This window comes from Exiguobacterium sp. S22-S28, assembly GCF_043359615.1.
Lineage (GTDB): Bacteria > Bacillota > Bacilli > Exiguobacteriales > Exiguobacteriaceae > Exiguobacterium_A.
In genome coordinates, this window is the sequence record NZ_JBHFFC010000030.1 from 162,153 (window position 1) to 178,211 (window position 16,059).

The 16,059-nt window shown below is 48.3% G+C and carries 15 protein-coding genes; 5 read left to right on the top strand and 10 right to left on the bottom strand.

Annotated elements, in window-relative coordinates; translation table 11 throughout:
* Positions 1-2: 2 nt before the first annotated feature.
* The 5 genes from ACHA8N_RS13735 to ACHA8N_RS13755 all read right to left on the bottom strand — a co-directional run bounded on the left by ACHA8N_RS13735 (position 3) and on the right by ACHA8N_RS13755 (position 5,529).
* On the bottom strand, positions 3-1,286 hold the full coding sequence (locus tag ACHA8N_RS13735) for a methyl-accepting chemotaxis protein (RefSeq protein WP_393966032.1): 1,284 nt from the start codon (positions 1,284-1,286) through the stop codon (positions 3-5).
* A 206-nt stretch (positions 1,287-1,492) separates the two neighbouring features.
* Positions 1,493-3,007, bottom strand: a complete 1,515-nt coding sequence (locus ACHA8N_RS13740; protein WP_393966033.1) for a peptide ABC transporter substrate-binding protein — start codon at positions 3,005-3,007, stop codon at positions 1,493-1,495.
* Positions 3,008-3,400: 393 nt separating this feature from the next.
* On the bottom strand, positions 3,401-3,793 hold the full coding sequence (locus ACHA8N_RS13745) for a hypothetical protein (RefSeq protein ID WP_393966034.1): 393 nt from the start codon (positions 3,791-3,793) through the stop codon (positions 3,401-3,403).
* A 345-nt stretch (positions 3,794-4,138) separates the two neighbouring features.
* On the bottom strand, positions 4,139-4,969 hold the full coding sequence (locus ACHA8N_RS13750; protein WP_393966035.1) for a GNAT family N-acetyltransferase: 831 nt from the start codon (positions 4,967-4,969) through the stop codon (positions 4,139-4,141).
* 77 nt (positions 4,970-5,046) lie between these two features.
* On the bottom strand, positions 5,047-5,529 hold the full coding sequence (locus tag ACHA8N_RS13755) for a hypothetical protein (RefSeq protein WP_393966036.1): 483 nt from the start codon (positions 5,527-5,529) through the stop codon (positions 5,047-5,049).
* A gap of 137 nt (positions 5,530-5,666) precedes the next feature.
* Here ACHA8N_RS13755 and ACHA8N_RS13760 point away from each other — a divergent pair, with 137 nt between their 5' ends.
* Positions 5,667-6,170, top strand: coding sequence for a hypothetical protein (locus tag ACHA8N_RS13760; RefSeq protein ID WP_147510445.1), 504 nt, complete (start codon positions 5,667-5,669; stop codon positions 6,168-6,170).
* 53 nt (positions 6,171-6,223) lie between these two features.
* Here the strand turns inward: ACHA8N_RS13760 and ACHA8N_RS13765 are convergent, their stop codons facing one another.
* Together ACHA8N_RS13765 and ACHA8N_RS13770 are read right to left on the bottom strand one after the other, a co-directional pair.
* Positions 6,224-7,489 carry a HAMP domain-containing sensor histidine kinase gene (locus tag ACHA8N_RS13765; RefSeq protein ID WP_393966037.1) on the bottom strand — a complete coding sequence of 422 codons (1,266 nt, stop codon included), beginning with the start codon at positions 7,487-7,489 and terminating at the stop codon, positions 6,224-6,226.
* Complete coding sequence (locus ACHA8N_RS13770; protein WP_393966038.1) at positions 7,486-8,145, bottom strand: response regulator transcription factor; 660 nt, start codon at positions 8,143-8,145, stop codon at positions 7,486-7,488. The genes ACHA8N_RS13765 and ACHA8N_RS13770 overlap by 4 nt, the downstream gene beginning before the upstream one ends.
* Positions 8,146-8,274: 129 nt before the next feature.
* Between ACHA8N_RS13770 and ACHA8N_RS13775 the strand changes: the two genes are divergently transcribed.
* The 4 genes from ACHA8N_RS13775 (at position 8,275) to ACHA8N_RS13790 (ending at position 14,378) form a co-directional block, all read left to right on the top strand.
* A complete protein-coding gene (locus ACHA8N_RS13775; RefSeq protein WP_393966039.1) occupies positions 8,275-9,399 on the top strand; it encodes a hypothetical protein in 1,125 nt (374 codons plus the stop codon).
* 280 nt (positions 9,400-9,679) lie between these two features.
* On the top strand, positions 9,680-12,487 hold the full coding sequence (locus tag ACHA8N_RS13780; protein WP_393966040.1) for a sensor domain-containing protein: 2,808 nt from the start codon (positions 9,680-9,682) through the stop codon (positions 12,485-12,487).
* A gap of 80 nt (positions 12,488-12,567) precedes the next feature.
* Complete coding sequence (locus ACHA8N_RS13785; RefSeq protein ID WP_147510440.1) at positions 12,568-13,449, top strand: YitT family protein; 882 nt, start codon at positions 12,568-12,570, stop codon at positions 13,447-13,449.
* A 2-nt stretch (positions 13,450-13,451) separates the two neighbouring features.
* Complete coding sequence (locus tag ACHA8N_RS13790) at positions 13,452-14,378, top strand: alpha/beta hydrolase (RefSeq protein ID WP_393966041.1); 927 nt, start codon at positions 13,452-13,454, stop codon at positions 14,376-14,378.
* 53 nt (positions 14,379-14,431) lie between these two features.
* On the opposite strand, the gene ACHA8N_RS13795 is transcribed toward ACHA8N_RS13790, so the two are convergent.
* From ACHA8N_RS13795 to fliW, 3 genes are all read right to left on the bottom strand, one after another.
* Complete coding sequence (locus tag ACHA8N_RS13795; RefSeq protein ID WP_026832120.1) at positions 14,432-15,256, bottom strand: squalene/phytoene synthase family protein; 825 nt, start codon at positions 15,254-15,256, stop codon at positions 14,432-14,434.
* A gap of 134 nt (positions 15,257-15,390) precedes the next feature.
* Complete coding sequence (gene csrA, locus ACHA8N_RS13800) at positions 15,391-15,618, bottom strand: carbon storage regulator CsrA (protein WP_393966042.1); 228 nt, start codon at positions 15,616-15,618, stop codon at positions 15,391-15,393.
* Positions 15,618-16,058 (bottom strand): flagellar assembly protein FliW, encoded by a 441-nt coding sequence (gene fliW, locus ACHA8N_RS13805; protein ID WP_393966043.1) that lies wholly within the window; start codon positions 16,056-16,058, stop codon positions 15,618-15,620. Before fliW ends, csrA begins: the two co-directional genes overlap by 1 nt.
* Position 16,059: the final 1 nt, after the last annotated feature.

The following is a 16,059-nucleotide window of genomic DNA, read 5'->3' on the forward strand; positions in this document are numbered from 1 at the left end:
TTTTACAGACGCGTCGCGCCTGTCTCTTCCTGTAATTGTTCGGCGACCGCAACCAGTTCTTCCATTGCCCCATTAACTTCACCGAGTGATGCCGCTTGATGGCTTGATGCCTGCAACACCTGATCGGCGTGTTTCGATGCTTCTTCGACCATCGCGAGAATATTGGCTGTCGTCAAACCAACTTGATCGATTTCTTTATCCGACTTGATAACCAATTGATCGACCGATTGAACACGCGAATAGACACTTTCCGTTGACTGATGGATTTCTTCAAACGACGATCCCGCTTGTTCGACGAGTCCGACACCGGTCGCCACCTCTTTTTGGACGTCCGTCATCGCATTGGCTGTATCGTTGACGAGACGTTTAACACCGGAAATCAAATCGGTAATTTCTTTCGCTGATGTTGCTGTCTGTTCAGCTAATTTTTTAACTTCCGCTGCAACGACGGCAAATCCGCGACCAGCGTCGCCGGCACGTGCCGCTTCAATCGACGCATTGAGACTGAGTAAGTTCGTCTGCGCCGAGATATCACTGATCACATCGGTAATCCGTGAGATTTCACCGGTCATATCCGTCAGACGACCGTTCAGTGTCGCCGACTGTTCCATCTTACTTGAAATCATATGCATCGCTTCCACTGAATCTGTCGCAAGAGTTTTCCCATTCTCGGCTTCCGTTTGCATGACCGTCGCCGATTTTAAGGCTTCATTCATTTCTTTTGCGACTTCATCCATCGTCCGCTTGACGGCACCGAGGGCATCCATTGACAAGTACGCTTGATCGACGTTTTCGTTCATTTTCCCTGACAATTCTGCCATCGCCGTCCGGATGCTTTCGCCTGATGCATTTCCTTCATGAACAGCCGCCGCGATTTCCTGCGCTGACGCTGTTAATTTATCACTCGAGTTGCCCATTTGGGTTGCCTGTTTGCGAATATGTAACACCATGACTTCGAGTTCATGCATCAATTGATCGACTTCGTCGCCACGTTTCGCTTCTTCGAAATCGACGTTAAAGTTGCCGTTTGCGACTTCGCGTGCTGTTTCCGTCGCTTTTTCGATCGCTTTAATCGGCTGACGCAAAATCAACTGGATCAACGAGGAACCGATGATTGATAAAATCAAGCCAATTCCAGCACCAAGCCAAATCGACGGACCGTCGGCGACATCAAGTCCCCGATGTAGGAACAACGTCAGCTGTGCTGAAATCCCGCCTGTGATGACCGAAATCGCCAGTACCCAAACAAATAACCGCATTTTTAAATTCTTTCGTAATCTACTCATCTTCGAAACTCCCTTTCCTGTTTCAAATCTCATCACCTTTCTTATCGGCAACTTCTGAGAACGCTTTAACCATATTGACCTGATTTTGTAGTTCATGCTCCTCACGTTTTCGTCACATATGTAATAGACATAACAAAAAAACATCCAGTAAACGCCTCCTCTTCTATAGAAGAAGGGCGTTGACATAGATGTCTGATGGTTTTACTTTACTTACGGTCAATCTCAACATATTTATACGAAATATCCGTTCCGACATTGTGACGGGCAAGATTTTTGACTTCCGTATTTTGAAGGAACGCATTTTTCCGTTGGTAGACCGGTGAAATCGCTTGATCGTCGAGCAACATCGTTTCCGCTTCGCTCAACAAGGCGAGACGTTTGTCTTGATCGAGTTCGTTTTCCGCTTGTTTCAACAGTCCGTCATATTTCTTGTTCGAGTAGTCCATCATGTTAAACGGATTGCCTGTCATGAAGAGGTTCAAGTACGTTGTTGCATCTTGATAATCCGGAGCCCAGCTTGCAAGTGACAAGTCATAGTCCCCTCGGCCTTCACGTGCCAATCGTTCTTTTTTCGGCAATGACAACAGCTTAACATCGACGTTTTGTTGTTTCAGTGAACCTTGGATATACTCACCAATTTTTTTCGAGACGTCATCATCTTCAATGATCATCGTCAACTCAAGGTTTTGATCGGCGAGAACTTGTTTTGCTTGTGTTGCGTCAAAAGACGCTTCGATTTGACGGGTCTTGTCGTACTTCGGATCAAGCTCTTGCGGGACGATGTAATCAGCCGGCAATGATCCGTTCCCGAGCAATGTTTCCGTCAGTGCTTTTTTATCGTATGCGGCGTCGATTGCCTGACGGGTCTTCGGATCTTTAAGCGCATCCGTTTTTTGATTCATCCGGATGAAGAACATCCGTGAGTCGCTGAACGTGTTGTACTCTTTTTTGTTTTTATACGTGACGACGTTTTCCGAGTTGAGTGGTGCAACATCAAGTTCACCGGTTTCAAACAGATTGATTGCGAGCATCGGGTCTTTGATGATTTTAACGTCGACTTCGTCAATCTTGACGTTTTTCCGGTCCGCATAATCCGCATTTTTCGCGAGTGTGTACCCTTGTTCCGCCTGGTATTTCTTAAACGTGAACGGTCCGTTGTAGACGTTGGTCTGCGGATCCGTCCCGAACTTGTCGCCCTGTGCTTTCACGATATCTTCCCGGACCGGCATATACGTACCGAACGTCGTCATGCTGAGGAAATACGGTGTCGGACGTTTGAGTTCGATTTGTAACGTCTGATCGTCGATGACTTTTGTTTCTTTAACCGGTTCTAACAAGTAAGAGAACGGTGAGTTCGTTTCGATTACCCGCTCATAGGCATAACGGAAGTTTTCCGCTGTGACCGGCTTGCCATCCGACCATTTCGCATTCTGATCGAGCTTAAACGTGTAGACTTTTCCGTCTTCCGATACTGTATGCGACTTCGCTGCTGCCGGAACCAATTCGTTGTTCGCATCAAACCGGTAGAGTCCTTCGTAGATTTGGTTAAAGATGTTTGACGTGATGGCATCTGCCGGGTCGACCGACAAGAGATCATAACTTTCCATCGTGTGCAGAACTTTCTTTTCGTTTTCGTTGGGTGCTGCCTTTTCGGTTTCTGTCGTCGAGCATCCTGCGAGTAGGAACGCCGTGCTTGCCGCCGCGATCAATGTCTTTTTCATCAAAAATTCCCCCTAAAGATAATGTGCGTTGGATGATTCGGCGTTCCTTGACGTAAAACAAAAGACGCCCTCTATGCAATAGCAAAAGCTACTGCATAGAGGACGCCTGTATCCGCGCGGTGCCACCTCTAGTTGAGATTAAAAATCTCCTCTTGTCGCTGGTCCAACAACCAGCTAGCCCGGTAACGGGGGCAACCGTCCTGTCTACTGAATCGTTCAACAGGCTCTTAGCGGTCCATTCCCTGATCAGCTTACCGCGTCAGGCTCTCACCTTTCCTGACTCGCTTTGTCGGCAGTGTTGACGGTACTTACTCCGCGTCGTTGATTTGTTTGATATGGCTTAACTTGTTTTTTACTTTACACGGCTTGTTTTCTCCTGTCAACGAAAAAAGCTTAGAACGGATGATCCTCTTTCTGTTCCTGTTCTTTCCGGACCGGACGGGGACGGATCGGTTCAACGCGTTCCACATGTGTCCGCGTAATCATCCGGTTTCCGAATGCCGCATCCAGTAAGATCACGATTGCGGCTGCGATGTGCAACAGCATGCCAACGACCGGAATGACACCGACTGTCGACGCGACGATTCCGACGATGTTTCCTTTTGACACGCGACCGGCTCGTGCCGTCAAGACGACGACTACGATATGAAACGCGAGCATCAACCACAGTGCATTATATCCTGTCCCAATGACAATCAACCCGCCTAGCAACGGAATCCCAAGCATTGCCTCTAAACCACCTGATACCCACTTCAACGTCCGTAATGAATCCTGTCGACCGTCCATGACGTCGCCTCCTCTTTTTTTCCATATGCATAGTATACGACAAAACCCGGAGAAGGTTTCAGACTTCTTTTAGATGATGAACTTGTTTTTTTCTGTTTTTCCTTCACCAGTTTCCTAACAAAAAAGTTTCCGGTGTCCGGGCGCGACTCCTACGGGAAAAGGAAGGGCTCGTCCCTTCCGTCAGGAACAGGCAAGACCCGGTCGTCCGAAGAGGACGATCGCGGCTTGTGTTCCGCCCGAGGAAAGCGCGCCAACGGACGAACGGAAACTTGCTTTTTTTGTGTTCCAAAACCTATGATCTACCAAACAAAAAAAGCCCACTCACGTGGACTTCCTGTAAAACGATTATAATCCGAGCACGTGGAACTGGTAACCGCGCCCGACAACGAACCCGGCCTCTTTATAGAGATCAAGCGCTCGGGCATTATCTGTCTCGACATCCAGCTCAAGCTGCGTCCGACCGGTGCGGAACATCGCTTGGACCATCAGCTTCAACATTTTTTTACCGTATCCGTTACCTTGTGCTTCCGGACGAACCGCAAACGCATGAATGCTTGCTTGTGTCTCGGACGCAAGATACGCCCGAATAACACCGATCGGCTTACCGTTTGCGACACCGATGAACGTGATGCGATCCTCCGACTCGATCGCCTGATAAATCGACTCCGCTTCATCGGCTGTGTTACCAAATGATGAACCGAGTGTCTCGACGATGAACGGACGATCGTCCTTCGTTGCTTCCCGCAGTTCAAAATCCGGATCCGCTTTCAAGAACAACTGCGCCTTTTTTAGGACCATGTTGTATTCCGTCATCCGGTATTCAGCACCGAGTTGTCCTAAAACAGCTTGACCAGATTTACTTTCATCATCAATGACAAACGTAAACGCTTCGACGCCTTGCGGACGAGCCGCTTCTTTTGCCGCTTCAACAAGTGCTTTAAAGACACCCTGTTGCCGGTAATCGGGATCAACGAAAACGTTGACTTCCCATTCCGTCGGTAAGTACGCAAATGCTTGGAGATAGCCAATCAATTTCGTATCATCGTAAATCGCAAAATCATTTTGTCCGACCCAGTCCGCCGCGACTTTCAGTTCGATCCCGTCGTGGTCGTTGACACATTTCTCGAGTTGCAACACTTCTGTTGTTTGTTTAACTTCTGTTACTGTCCATTCCATTTCACTTCACCTCAACCTTTACTATATCGAACCAGCAAAAGAAGCACTAGCAAAAGCTGGTGCTCCTTGCAGTGAACTCATTTTAATTTGAATGTCTTCATCATCGTCGGAACGTCACGTGCGATGAGATCCGCGATCTTTTGTTTTCCGACTGCCCCTTGGACGGCTTCGGTCGGTTGGACGTAGTAATACGTTTTGTCGCCTTTTGTTCCGAGGTACGTCCCGAAACCGACTTGGTTCTCAAATTGGGTTTTTGTCAATTTTTTCGGTTCAAAGTTTAAGTTGACGAGCATTTGATCTTTGCCCTTTACTTTATAATAGAGCGAAAACGTTCCGCTACGTGTGACGGTACCGTATTTCGTCTTGACGGTTTTATTTTTGACGACATTCACCTTATCCTGTTTGATCGCTGTCTGTAAGGCTGCCGTCGTCTTGACGGAATAGCCGAAATCCTTATTTTGAATCGTTCCGTTTGTATATGTCACGTTACTGGCACCGAAAGCTGTCACTGGAAGTAAACATGCTCCGATTAATACCCCTGTCATTGCCACTCGTTTCATGCTAACTCCCCCTTAATGCTTCGATAGTAAATCATTTCCCTTTTGTGAAATAGGTAAACTCTATTCTTGAAAAAGATTTGACGGAATTGTCTAAATTTCTTACGATAGAACTAACGAAACGAAATGGGGTTAAACTGATGGCTGAACAAGAACAATTAACGCAAGAACAGCTCGATAATCTGCTCAAGAATTCGTTTGCGATGCAGGTGCCGATCCTCGAGAAGTTCATGAAAGATACACATGACCGCTACGCACTGGCGACGACATCGTTCAAACGCGACATGGATACGATGAAAGAGAGCGAATGGCACCAGTTCTTCGCCGGCAAATTATTGCCGCACTTCTTCCTCGAACACCTCGGCTTCGGCGCTTCGTTCCGCTTTAACGGACACGACAAGGAAGTGGACCTTCCGGAAAACGTTGTCCCGGTCCGTAATGATGCCGATGATCAAATCGCGAAAGTTGTCCTCGGTGTTGAAAAAGCGATGAAAGAGATGCACATCAAAAACCATAACCTCGTCGCGAAATTCTACCAGGAAACACTTGAACTGGCTTGCCAAATGGGCAGCCGTGTCGGCATGAGTGATGAATTTTATACACTCGTCAAACCAAGCCTCGTCCAAGCGAACGATTCTGAATAACCACAAGGACCCGCTCTTCACTCCAGTGAAACGCGGGTCTTTTTTTGCTCGGATTACTTAAACCGAATATAAAAGCACGCGCCGCCAAGCGTGCTGTCCCGGACGCCGTAGGTCAGTCCGTGACTGTCGAGAATCAAGCGGCTGATTGCAAGCCCGAGACCGTGTCCGGATCCTCCGGTCTGTTTGACATACAAGTCCCAAATCGTTGCCCGGTCGTCTTCTGCGACTCCGTTTCCGGCATCCTCGACCGTCAGTTCTTCCGGAGTCAGGCAGACCCGGACTTCACTTCCTGTCGGCGCCGCGACCTGCGCGTTCATCAGGAAGTTGACGAGCACCCGTTCAAACATCCGGCGATCAATCGCCAACCGGACAGGTTCCGTTTCGACGATTAAACGAAGACCGTCTTTGAGAAACGTCGACTGCAACCGGGTCGTCGTCTCGATAACCAGTTGATCGAGTACGACTTCTGTCCGGTCGACCGGCATCATGCCGCCGGCCAGTTTGGAGTAGACCAACGTTTCGTCAATCAATAAACCGAGCCGGTCGGTCTCCTCGATGATACTGTTCGTCACGTCCGGCAATTCATCGACCGGAATGACACCTGCTGCCAGTGCTTCCGTCTCATTGCGGATGATGGCAAGTGGTGTCCGTAAATCATGGGTGATGCCGGCGATAAACGATTTCTGCAACTTTTCTTTTTGAAGCAGTTGTTCCTGCATCTCGTCCACGGCTTGAATCAGTTCCCCGACTTCATCTTTTGGACGGAGCGGTAACGTGACCGTCTTCTGACCGTCGCCGATTTGTTTTGCGACGCCGCGCAAGTCAATGATCGGTCGGATGAATTGGCGTCCCATGTAGTAGGCAAGACCCGTTGCGAGCAGTAACGCGACGAACAAAGCGACACCAATCGCGAGATAGACACCGTCGAGTGCGCTGCTTGCGAGCGGTGCTTCGCGGATCGTCGTGATGACGGTGTCTCCGCTCGTCAACTGATACGTCAACAACCGGTTGCCTTGAACTTCAATGACATCTTTTCGTTTTAAATCGTCAAGAATCGGCAGTTCGACGACTTGCCGCCCCCGCCCGCCAATCCGTTCCGTCACTGCGTCCCGACTAATAAATCCTTGAATGTCCCGCGGTACCGGACGATTCTCCGTAAGTGCCTCTTTGATGATGTTTGCTTCCCGTACCAACTGACTGTACCGCTCATCTTCCGCAAAGCGATTGACGAGAAATGCCGTCAGACTAAAACTGAGTACCCCCATAATCAATAACGGGGCAACGACCGCCAGTAAAAACTTCCGCATCAATTTACTCATTCGATCGCCTCCAACCGGTATCCGACCCGGTGGACGGTCTTCAGCTGTTGCTTAACGATCGGCAGTTTATCACGCAACTGCTTGACATGTGTATCGACAGTCCGCGTATCACCACCGAACGTATAGCCCCAGACGTCATCGAGAATTTGATCGCGTGTCAGTGCTTCCCCAAGATGGTCCAAGAAATAGACCAGTAACTCAAATTCCATCTTCGTCAAATTAACGCTCTCCGTTCCATTTTGAACACGGCGTGCTTTTTCATCGATCGTCACGTCACCCAACTGTCGTCCGGCTGGCACACGTTGCTTCAACGCCCGCTCCAGTCGAATGATCAACTCCTTCAATACGACAGGTTTGACGAGATAGTCGTCCGCGCCAAGCTCCAGTCCAAACACCCGGTCGTCCGCTTCTCCGCGTGACGTCAACATAAAGACGACGGGTGCCGGGACCGTCGCTTTGATGGACGGGACAAGCGACCAGCCGTCGCCGTCCGGCAATCGGACATCGACCAGGACAGCGTCAAACGATTCGTTGGCGAGAGACCGTTTGGCGTCCGTAAGAGAAGCGGAAAGCGTTACGGTGTAATTATAATGCCGCAGAAAACGTTCCGTGACCTGCGCCAGTTTCAGTTCATCTTCAATTACTAAAATCTTCATCTTCATCCCTCCACTTGTAGTGTACTGCCTTTTTTGACCGGTTGACGTTTGTTTGCGATTTCCTTGCAACTTCCTCACAACTTCGTTCGAGATGCCCGCTAACATGAAGGGTGAAAGGAGTGATCACCCATGCAATTCAAAAAACAATGGATCACCGCATTGACCATCAGCGCCTTAACCGTCGGAGGTGCGTCTGCTTATGCTGCAACCAATGACAGCTCGACAGAAACGAAATCAGAACGCCCGCATTTTGAAGGGATGAAACGACTCGACTTGACGTTACTGCTCAAAAAATTGAATCTGACAGAAAAGCAGATGGATGCTGCCCGTGAAAAAGGCTTATCGATCGCAGACCTTGCCAAACAAAAAGGCATTACATTCAGTGAATATAAAAAGGCCGAACTGGACGCCGCAAAAGAACAGCTCGCTTCACTCGTCAAATCCGGTGACTTAACAAAGTCACAGGCAGCGGACATGTTAAAACACCATACGGAACGCTTCAGCGGTGTTTCAAACTACGCCGAACTGAAGGAACAGATGCCGAAAGGACACCACGGAGACAAAGGCGGCTTCTTTAACGAATCGTTGATCGCCGACGTCTTACAGGCACTTGGACTGAGCCAGAACAAGTTCAATGCGGCCAACCAATCACTTGCTGCGTATGCGAAAGCCCAATCCATCAAATTTGCTGACTACAAAAAAGCCTTGCTTGCGGCGCAGACAACGCAGCTCGATCAATTCGTCACGGACGGTAAGATGACGAAAAAACAAGCAACAGACATCAAAGCCCGTCTGACGGAAGAGTTCTCCGACGCCAACAGTTATGATGACTTACCGGATCGCGGTCAGCATGGACCCGGAAAACACGGCGGACCGGGACATGATGTCTTCGGCGATACGGCCTCTGCCATCCTCAAGCAACTGAATCTCGATGAAACGAAGTTCAAGGCAGCCGATCAATCATTACCGGAGTTTGCGGAAGCGAACAACGTGTCCTTCGCTGATTTTGAAAAAGCTGTCCTCGCAGAACAGACAAAATCGATTGATGCAAAAGTCAAAAATGGTACCATCACGAAAAAACAAGCGACGGCCATCAAAGAACGCATGCAGGAACGGGCCGATGCAGTTTCGAGCTACGATGACATCAAGCAAGATCCCCGCGGCGGACATGGTCCGGGACGTCATCACGACATGAACGATTCGGATCAAGCGGATCCGAATGCCAGTGACACATCTGTCGACTTAGCCATCTGACCGTGTATACATCCGGAAGAAAACGGCATCACCCTTCACACCAAGTGGAGCGTGGTGCCGTTTGTTTGTGCCCTTTGATCAGTGAATCGATGAAGACCATCTCCGAAGCGCGACTTCTGCTGTTCCTCTGTTTTCTTTTTCTTCTAAAAATGATTCGCTTTTTTTCGAAAAAAAGTCTATTCTTTGAACTTTAATTGAAATACCACTCGACTTATTCCGATAGTAGTAAAGAGAGTAAAAATTCGAGTGAGGAGATCTGTCTATGACTTTTTTCGAGACGATGCAACGACTCAGTCGTTCATCTACATCCCCTCTGTTGATCGGCGGGTTAGAACTGTCACATCCCGAGCGGGCAGAGCCTTTTTTTAAGCAAACAAAGGATGCTGTTTTTTTCTTCAATCACCTCGGTGAAATCATTTTTTTCAATGAATCGCTTCCGCAAATGCTTGGCTATTCGGAAGAAACATTATACAAACATTTTGCAGTTTTCAATCCACCTGAACAGGTTGAGGCCGTGACCGCCTTTTTCAATCGTGCCCTTGCCGGAGAAACCGTTCATTATACAGCACAAGGATTACATGCCGATCACCATCGGCTGACATTAAAAATCACGAATATGCCGATTGAACAAGACGGTCAGGTTATTGGGGTATACGGGATCGCACGCGATATCACACGCGAAAAACAACTGGAAGATGACGTCCAAAAAATTCAATCCAAACTCGAACTGACGGAACAAATTCCGGAACTGGTCGTATTCCAGTATGATGCGTTAACACGGAAAGTTGACTATTCCGCGTCTTTGGTTAACTACTTAGGTCTTCCAAAAATGGAGTTGACGCAACTCTCAAACGAACAGTTGAAAGGACGGATCCATCCACGTGACTTTGATCCTTTGCGCTTTCAAATGATCCGGCTGGTGGACGGAGAAATTGATTCGTTTGAACAAGAAGTGTCAATCTTGAATTTCAAACAACAGTATCAGCTTTTACGTTTAAAAGCGTTACGTCGTCACGACAATAAAAATCAGATTTCCATCATCCTATATGATTTATCAGAGGTCAGCGAAGCCCGGAGGCAGCTGAAGCTCGAACGCGAACAAACGAAAGAAATTTATGAAGCATTAGAGGCGGCAATTTCGCAAATTGATTTATCAAGCGGACGGCTGCTGTTTCACTCCAAGGGATTCTTTCAGATTTTCGAAGAATTACCGGAGGATTTGATTTTGAGCCTGGACTGGCTGTGCGAACGACTGGATCCACGTGATGCACCAGCGATGAAACAATTCATTCAACAGCTGACGTCCGGGAAATCCGGAACGATCCAATATCGGTTGCTGTTTTCGGATGGACGCTGCAAGTGGATTGAGGATCAACAAATTCCCGTTTTTAATCTCGATGGATCGATTGCCTACACGAACAGCATCATGCACGATATCACGCTCCAAAAAGAGTACGAGGAACGGTTACAGCAACTGGCGATGCATGATTCCATTACCGGTTTGCCGAACCGACTTTCGTTGAACGAGACGATCACGGATTGGATCAAAAAAAATGAAGCTTTTTCGATTTTAACGATTTCCTTTAACCGGATTTCCGACATCAACAATGCGTTCGGCCATGCCTCAGGTGATCAATGGATTCAAGCGACAAGCGCGTTGCTCTATACGACGAAACCGGACGAGGTCTTTTTTGGTCATCTCGGTGGGGATGAATACGCCATGTTGATCCCGTCCAGTTACAAGGAAGATGCCACCTCTTGCGCCGAGGTGTTACTGTCCTTATCTGCCGAACCGATTTTAATCGAACCGTATGCCTTGTTTGCACGGGTCTCGATTGGTATCAGCCGGTTCCCGGATGACAGTGACGATCCTGTCGAACTGATGAAGCATTCCTATACGGCATTGCGGCGTTCACGGCGGGAGAATCACAGTACCGTGCATCATTACGCCTCCAATCTCGATATCGACTATTACCGCCGTTATCGACTGGAACAGGATTTACATTATGCCATCGAACGCGATGAATTATTTTTAGAGTATCAACCGAAAGTCGACAGTTGGACGGGAAAAATCATCGGTCTCGAAGCCTTGATCCGGTGGCAACATCCCGAATGGGGACGCATTCCCCCAAATGATTTCATTCCACTTGCGGAAGAAAGTGCACTTCATATCGCGATCGGGGACTGGGTCGTCGAGACAGCGTGTAAAACGATGAAACAGTGGGCACGATCCGGCGCAGCGATTGTGCCGATCTCAGTGAATGTCTCCCCGAAGCGATTCTTAATTCCGGGATTTGAATATCAAATCGAACACATCCTGACAAAATATAATTTATCCCCCCAACTGCTGGAGCTTGAAATCACGGAAGCCGCCTTGATCATGGACGATCCGAACATTAGCCGGACACTGGAATATGTGAGTCAGATCGGAGTGCGGATTGCTCTTGATGATTTTGGAAAAGGGTATTCTTCCATGGTTTATCTGCAACGGTACCCGATCCACGTTGTCAAAATCGATCGTCAATTTGCAACACATATCGCGGAGGATGCAAAAGCGCAAGCCATCGTCAAAAGTATTTTGTATATGGCAAAAGAATTTAATTTAGCGGTCATCGCTGAAGGAATCGAAACACTCCGTCAGCTTGAGACTTTCCGGGCGCTCAATTGTCCTAATATCCAAGGCTATTTGTTCAGTAAGCCGGTCTCAGCCGACGTGATGGGCAGTTTTTTGTTACGTGAAGTACTGTACCCGATTGAGATCTGCTCACTTGCAGCCGACAGTATTCCAAGCTTTTCGGTTCAAGGAAAAATCAAGATGTTGAAACACCATGATCAGACGTTTGAACTTGGTTTTTCAGATATTAAAGCGCACCGGACCAGTACCCGCTTGCTTTATTTCACGACGGATACCTCACTTCCCTTACAGACAGCGACGTTTGAAGTCCGTCTTTTTGAAGGAATTCAACTCGTCTCTTGTACCATTACCCTTACAGCAATGGAGCACGGACAATATATCGGAGAGTACACAACAGCACAGGAAGCTGAACTCGTCTTACGTTTTTTCCAGTCATTACGCTATAATGGCTGAATCCGGCACTAAGGTCGTTATCGCGCGCCTTAGTGCTTTTTTGTTATAGTAATAAAAAAGCACTAAAAAGGAGGAGTTCGATGCCTGCGACTGAACAGGTCAAACGCCACCGCCGTTCAACCAAATGGCAACTGGTGCGCCGCCTGTTGTTATTGACGATCGGAGCGGTTATTTTTGCGATCGGACTGAAAGGATTTCTTGTTCCGAACAGCATCATCGATGGCGGGATCGTCGGGATTTCGATCATCGGTTCGAAACTGACGGATTCGACACTCGCCCTTTGGTTGTTCTTCCTCAATATTCCGTTCATTTTTTTCGGATATAAACAGATCGGGAAAACCTTCGCCTTATCCACACTGTACGCCATCACCGTCATGGCAATCGCCACCAAGTTACTCGAAGACATCGGTCCGATGACGCGGGTCGATTTGCTTGCGACAGTCTTTGGAGGATTGATCCTCGGAATCGGTGTCGGAATTGTCATCCGGGCCAGTGGTTCGCTCGATGGAACGGAAATCCTAGCCGTCTCGTTCAGCCGGTCGACTCCCTTCTCGGTCGGTGAAATTGTCATGTTCTTTAACGTCTTCATTTTAGGTGCCGCCGGTTTCGTCTTCGGTTGGGACCGGGCCATGTATTCGTTGATTACTTACTTCATCGCCTTTAAGACGATTGACGTCGTCATTGACGGGCTTGATCAATCAAAAAGTGTTTGGATTATTTCTGAAAATCATGAGGAAATTGGTCTTGCCATCATGGACCGGCTTGGTCGGACGATGACGTACTTAAACGGAGAAGGCGCTTTTTCCGGAGACGACAAAAAAATTATTTTTTGTGTCATCAGTCGATTGGAAGAAACGAAACTGAAGGAAATCGTCCGTGATTTTGACGAAGGAGCCTTCATCGCCATCGGAAACATTCACGATGTCCACGGCGGACGATTCAAGAAAAAAGATATTCACTAACGTTGCTCCAGAAAGGATGGATGGTCGTGTCGTTGCTGAAGAAACACCGGAAGAAACTCATTGCCGGACTGATCGTCTTGTTTGTTTTAGTATTAATTGCAATTGTCGGAATCTCGGCTTATGTCGGCTCATCCCTGACGCAACCCGAACGGGAACCGTTGACGACTAATCCGAAAAAGGCAGAAAATCTGGCATACGAAAATGTATCCTTCCGCTCGTATAAAGATCGGACCCGCCTGTCCGGCTGGTGGATTCCAAGTGAAGATGCCAAACTGACCATCGTCTTCGCTCATGGGTACGGTAAAAACCGGGAACAAACGGATGTCCCGATTCTGCCATTATTCAAGAAGTTTCATCAAGCCGGCTACAACGTGTTGACGTTTGATTTCCGGGGTTCCGGTGAGTCGGAAGGCGACCGTGTCACGGTCGGTGCGAACGAACAGGATGATTTATTAACGGCTGTCAATTATGCCAAGTCACGTGCCTCAGAACCGGTTGTCCTGTATGGCATCTCGATGGGTGCGGCTACTTCTCTCGTCACAGCACCAAAAGCAGATGTCGCCGGTGTCATCGCCGACAGTCCGTTCAGTGATCTCAAAAACTATCTCGAGACGAATCTGCCGGTTTGGAGCGGACTGCCCAACTTCCCATTCACCCCGGTCATCTTACAGGTGACACCCCCTTTGACCGGACTGAATCCGGAACGGGTTCAACCGATTGAAGCGATTCGCCGGATTGATTATCCGATCCTGATGATTCATGGAAAAGATGACGACGCCATTCCAGTGACGGAAAGCATGCGATTGCAAAAATCAGCGCCGCGGTCTGAGTTGTATGTGACGGAAAACGACGGACACGTCCAGTCCTATAAACACGATCGTCAAGCGTACGAAGAAAAAGTTCTGTCCTACCTCGAAGATATTCGATAACGACAAAAAGGGAGACCCTGTTCTGCGTGAACGTGGTCTCCCTTTTGATATACTTATCGTTTTAAGACGGCACTGCCGACAATCTTCAAGACTTCCGGACGACTGAGTTTTTCTTTTCCACGGGCGAGCGCATCGAGCGTCCCGTGCGCAAGGGCGAGTGGAATTTTACAAAACTCATAAATCGTCGTCTGTTTTGGAATCGACGCGAGGTAGGCGTCCGCTTCCGCCAAGTTGTCGCGCGCATAGTCAAACATCGTTTCCGTCGTCCAACCCGGTGGGAAATAACCGACACCCCGTTCGGCGTCTTCCTGTTGGTTCCGTAAGATGTTGACAGCTTGCAAGCCCCGTCCGAAGCCGATTGCCTGTTGTTTATCGGTGACGATCCCCGCTTTCCAGTACCAAATATCCGATAACATGACGCCGACGAGTCCTGCGACATAATACGTGTATTCGTCAAGATCCGCGGCCGTCTTGACCGTCCAGTCACGCTCCGCCCAGACTGCCATGCCTTCCGCCATCTCAGCTGTCGACTCCAGTACTTTCGACCGGATTCCTTCCGGACAATAGGCGATCCATTCTGAAAGACGAAGCGTCACTTCCGGCAACTGGTCCGCATACGGTGCAATCAACGCCCGATACGTCTCGTCCGAGAACGTTCCCCGCATCAATAATGCCGTTTCCCGCAACAGTGTGGTCTTGACGTCTGTCGGAAGTTCTTCATGGTCTTCAATCTCATCGATTGCACGCATACATAGATAGGCGGCTCCTACAGCCTCCTGTAATTCCTGTGACAGACGGCTGATCGGTATATAAAAGGTCCGGCTCGTCGCTTTTAATACACGATTGGCGTCTTTCTTCAGCTGCTTCGTCTCATTCATCCCATTACACTCCCTCTTTAGTCAAAAAGGTTTCTTTTCTCTACATTACTATACACGATTCAAAAGAAATGAGCATTTTTTTCGTTAATGAAAAAAACTTCTTCTGCCAAAAAAATCAGCAAAAGAAGCGTAAATTATGTATCCATCCGTTGCTTTAACAATTGCGTCATCAAGCTCGTACTTTGCGAGGCTTCCGCATTTTCGTCTTGAATGGCCAGATAAATTTCTTTCCGGTGGATATCGATTTGCCGGGGCGCATTGATACCAAGCTTGACTTGATCGCCTTCAATCGCAAGAATCGTCAATTCGATATCGTCACCAATTTGAATCGCTTCTCCCGTTTTACGTTTTAAAACAAGCATCAGCGGCCACCTACTTCTGTCAAACTGCCGATCACCCGTCGGTTCGCATACGTTTCATCGAGGATGATCTGTTTCGCTTGACGGCGTTTCGTCTCCATGACGAACGGTGCCCGCAGGTTCGTCGTCGATTCCTGGAACGGTTCACGCAAGGTGACCGTCGTATAGACCGCGACTTGTGCCGTTTCTTGAATCCCCAGTTGTTCTTTCGCTGACTCCGGTAGCTCAAAGACATAGTCCGGATCAATCCAAAACGGATTCGTCACGACGAATGCACATTCCGACTGGTCAATCGATTGAAACGACCAAAACGGAATATTGTCTCCAAACGGTAATAACACAAAACGACGCGCATCCGGAAAACCGGGTACTTCCGAAGCAAAGGTAATGACTTCACTTTCATCGATTTGAATCGTGCCGAAAAAATCAGTTTCGATTTGCATA

Bases quoted from the DNA above. Each gene is read 5' to 3' on its own strand.
- csrA (WP_393966042.1), bottom strand. From the start codon at position 15,618: ATGCTTGTTTTAAAACGTAAAACGGGAGAAGCGATTCAAATTGGTGAC.
- ACHA8N_RS13770 (WP_393966038.1), bottom strand. From the start codon at position 8,145: ATGAAGATTTTAGTAATTGAAGATGAACTGAAACTGGCGCAGGTCACG.
- ACHA8N_RS13740 (WP_393966033.1), bottom strand. From the start codon at position 3,007: ATGAAAAAGACATTGATCGCGGCGGCAAGCACGGCGTTCCTACTCGCA.
- ACHA8N_RS13735 (WP_393966032.1), bottom strand. From the start codon at position 1,286: ATGAGTAGATTACGAAAGAATTTAAAAATGCGGTTATTTGTTTGGGTA.
- ACHA8N_RS13750 (WP_393966035.1), bottom strand. From the start codon at position 4,969: ATGGAATGGACAGTAACAGAAGTTAAACAAACAACAGAAGTGTTGCAA.
- ACHA8N_RS13780 (WP_393966040.1), top strand. From the start codon at position 9,680: ATGCAACGACTCAGTCGTTCATCTACATCCCCTCTGTTGATCGGCGGG.
- ACHA8N_RS13760 (WP_147510445.1), top strand. From the start codon at position 5,667: ATGGCTGAACAAGAACAATTAACGCAAGAACAGCTCGATAATCTGCTC.
- ACHA8N_RS13745 (WP_393966034.1), bottom strand. From the start codon at position 3,793: ATGGACGGTCGACAGGATTCATTACGGACGTTGAAGTGGGTATCAGGT.
- ACHA8N_RS13765 (WP_393966037.1), bottom strand. From the start codon at position 7,489: ATGAGTAAATTGATGCGGAAGTTTTTACTGGCGGTCGTTGCCCCGTTA.
- ACHA8N_RS13775 (WP_393966039.1), top strand. From the start codon at position 8,275: ATGCAATTCAAAAAACAATGGATCACCGCATTGACCATCAGCGCCTTA.
- fliW (WP_393966043.1), bottom strand. From the start codon at position 16,058: ATGCAAATCGAAACTGATTTTTTCGGCACGATTCAAATCGATGAAAGT.
- ACHA8N_RS13755 (WP_393966036.1), bottom strand. From the start codon at position 5,529: ATGAAACGAGTGGCAATGACAGGGGTATTAATCGGAGCATGTTTACTT.
- ACHA8N_RS13795 (WP_026832120.1), bottom strand. From the start codon at position 15,256: ATGAATGAGACGAAGCAGCTGAAGAAAGACGCCAATCGTGTATTAAAA.
- ACHA8N_RS13785 (WP_147510440.1), top strand. From the start codon at position 12,568: ATGCCTGCGACTGAACAGGTCAAACGCCACCGCCGTTCAACCAAATGG.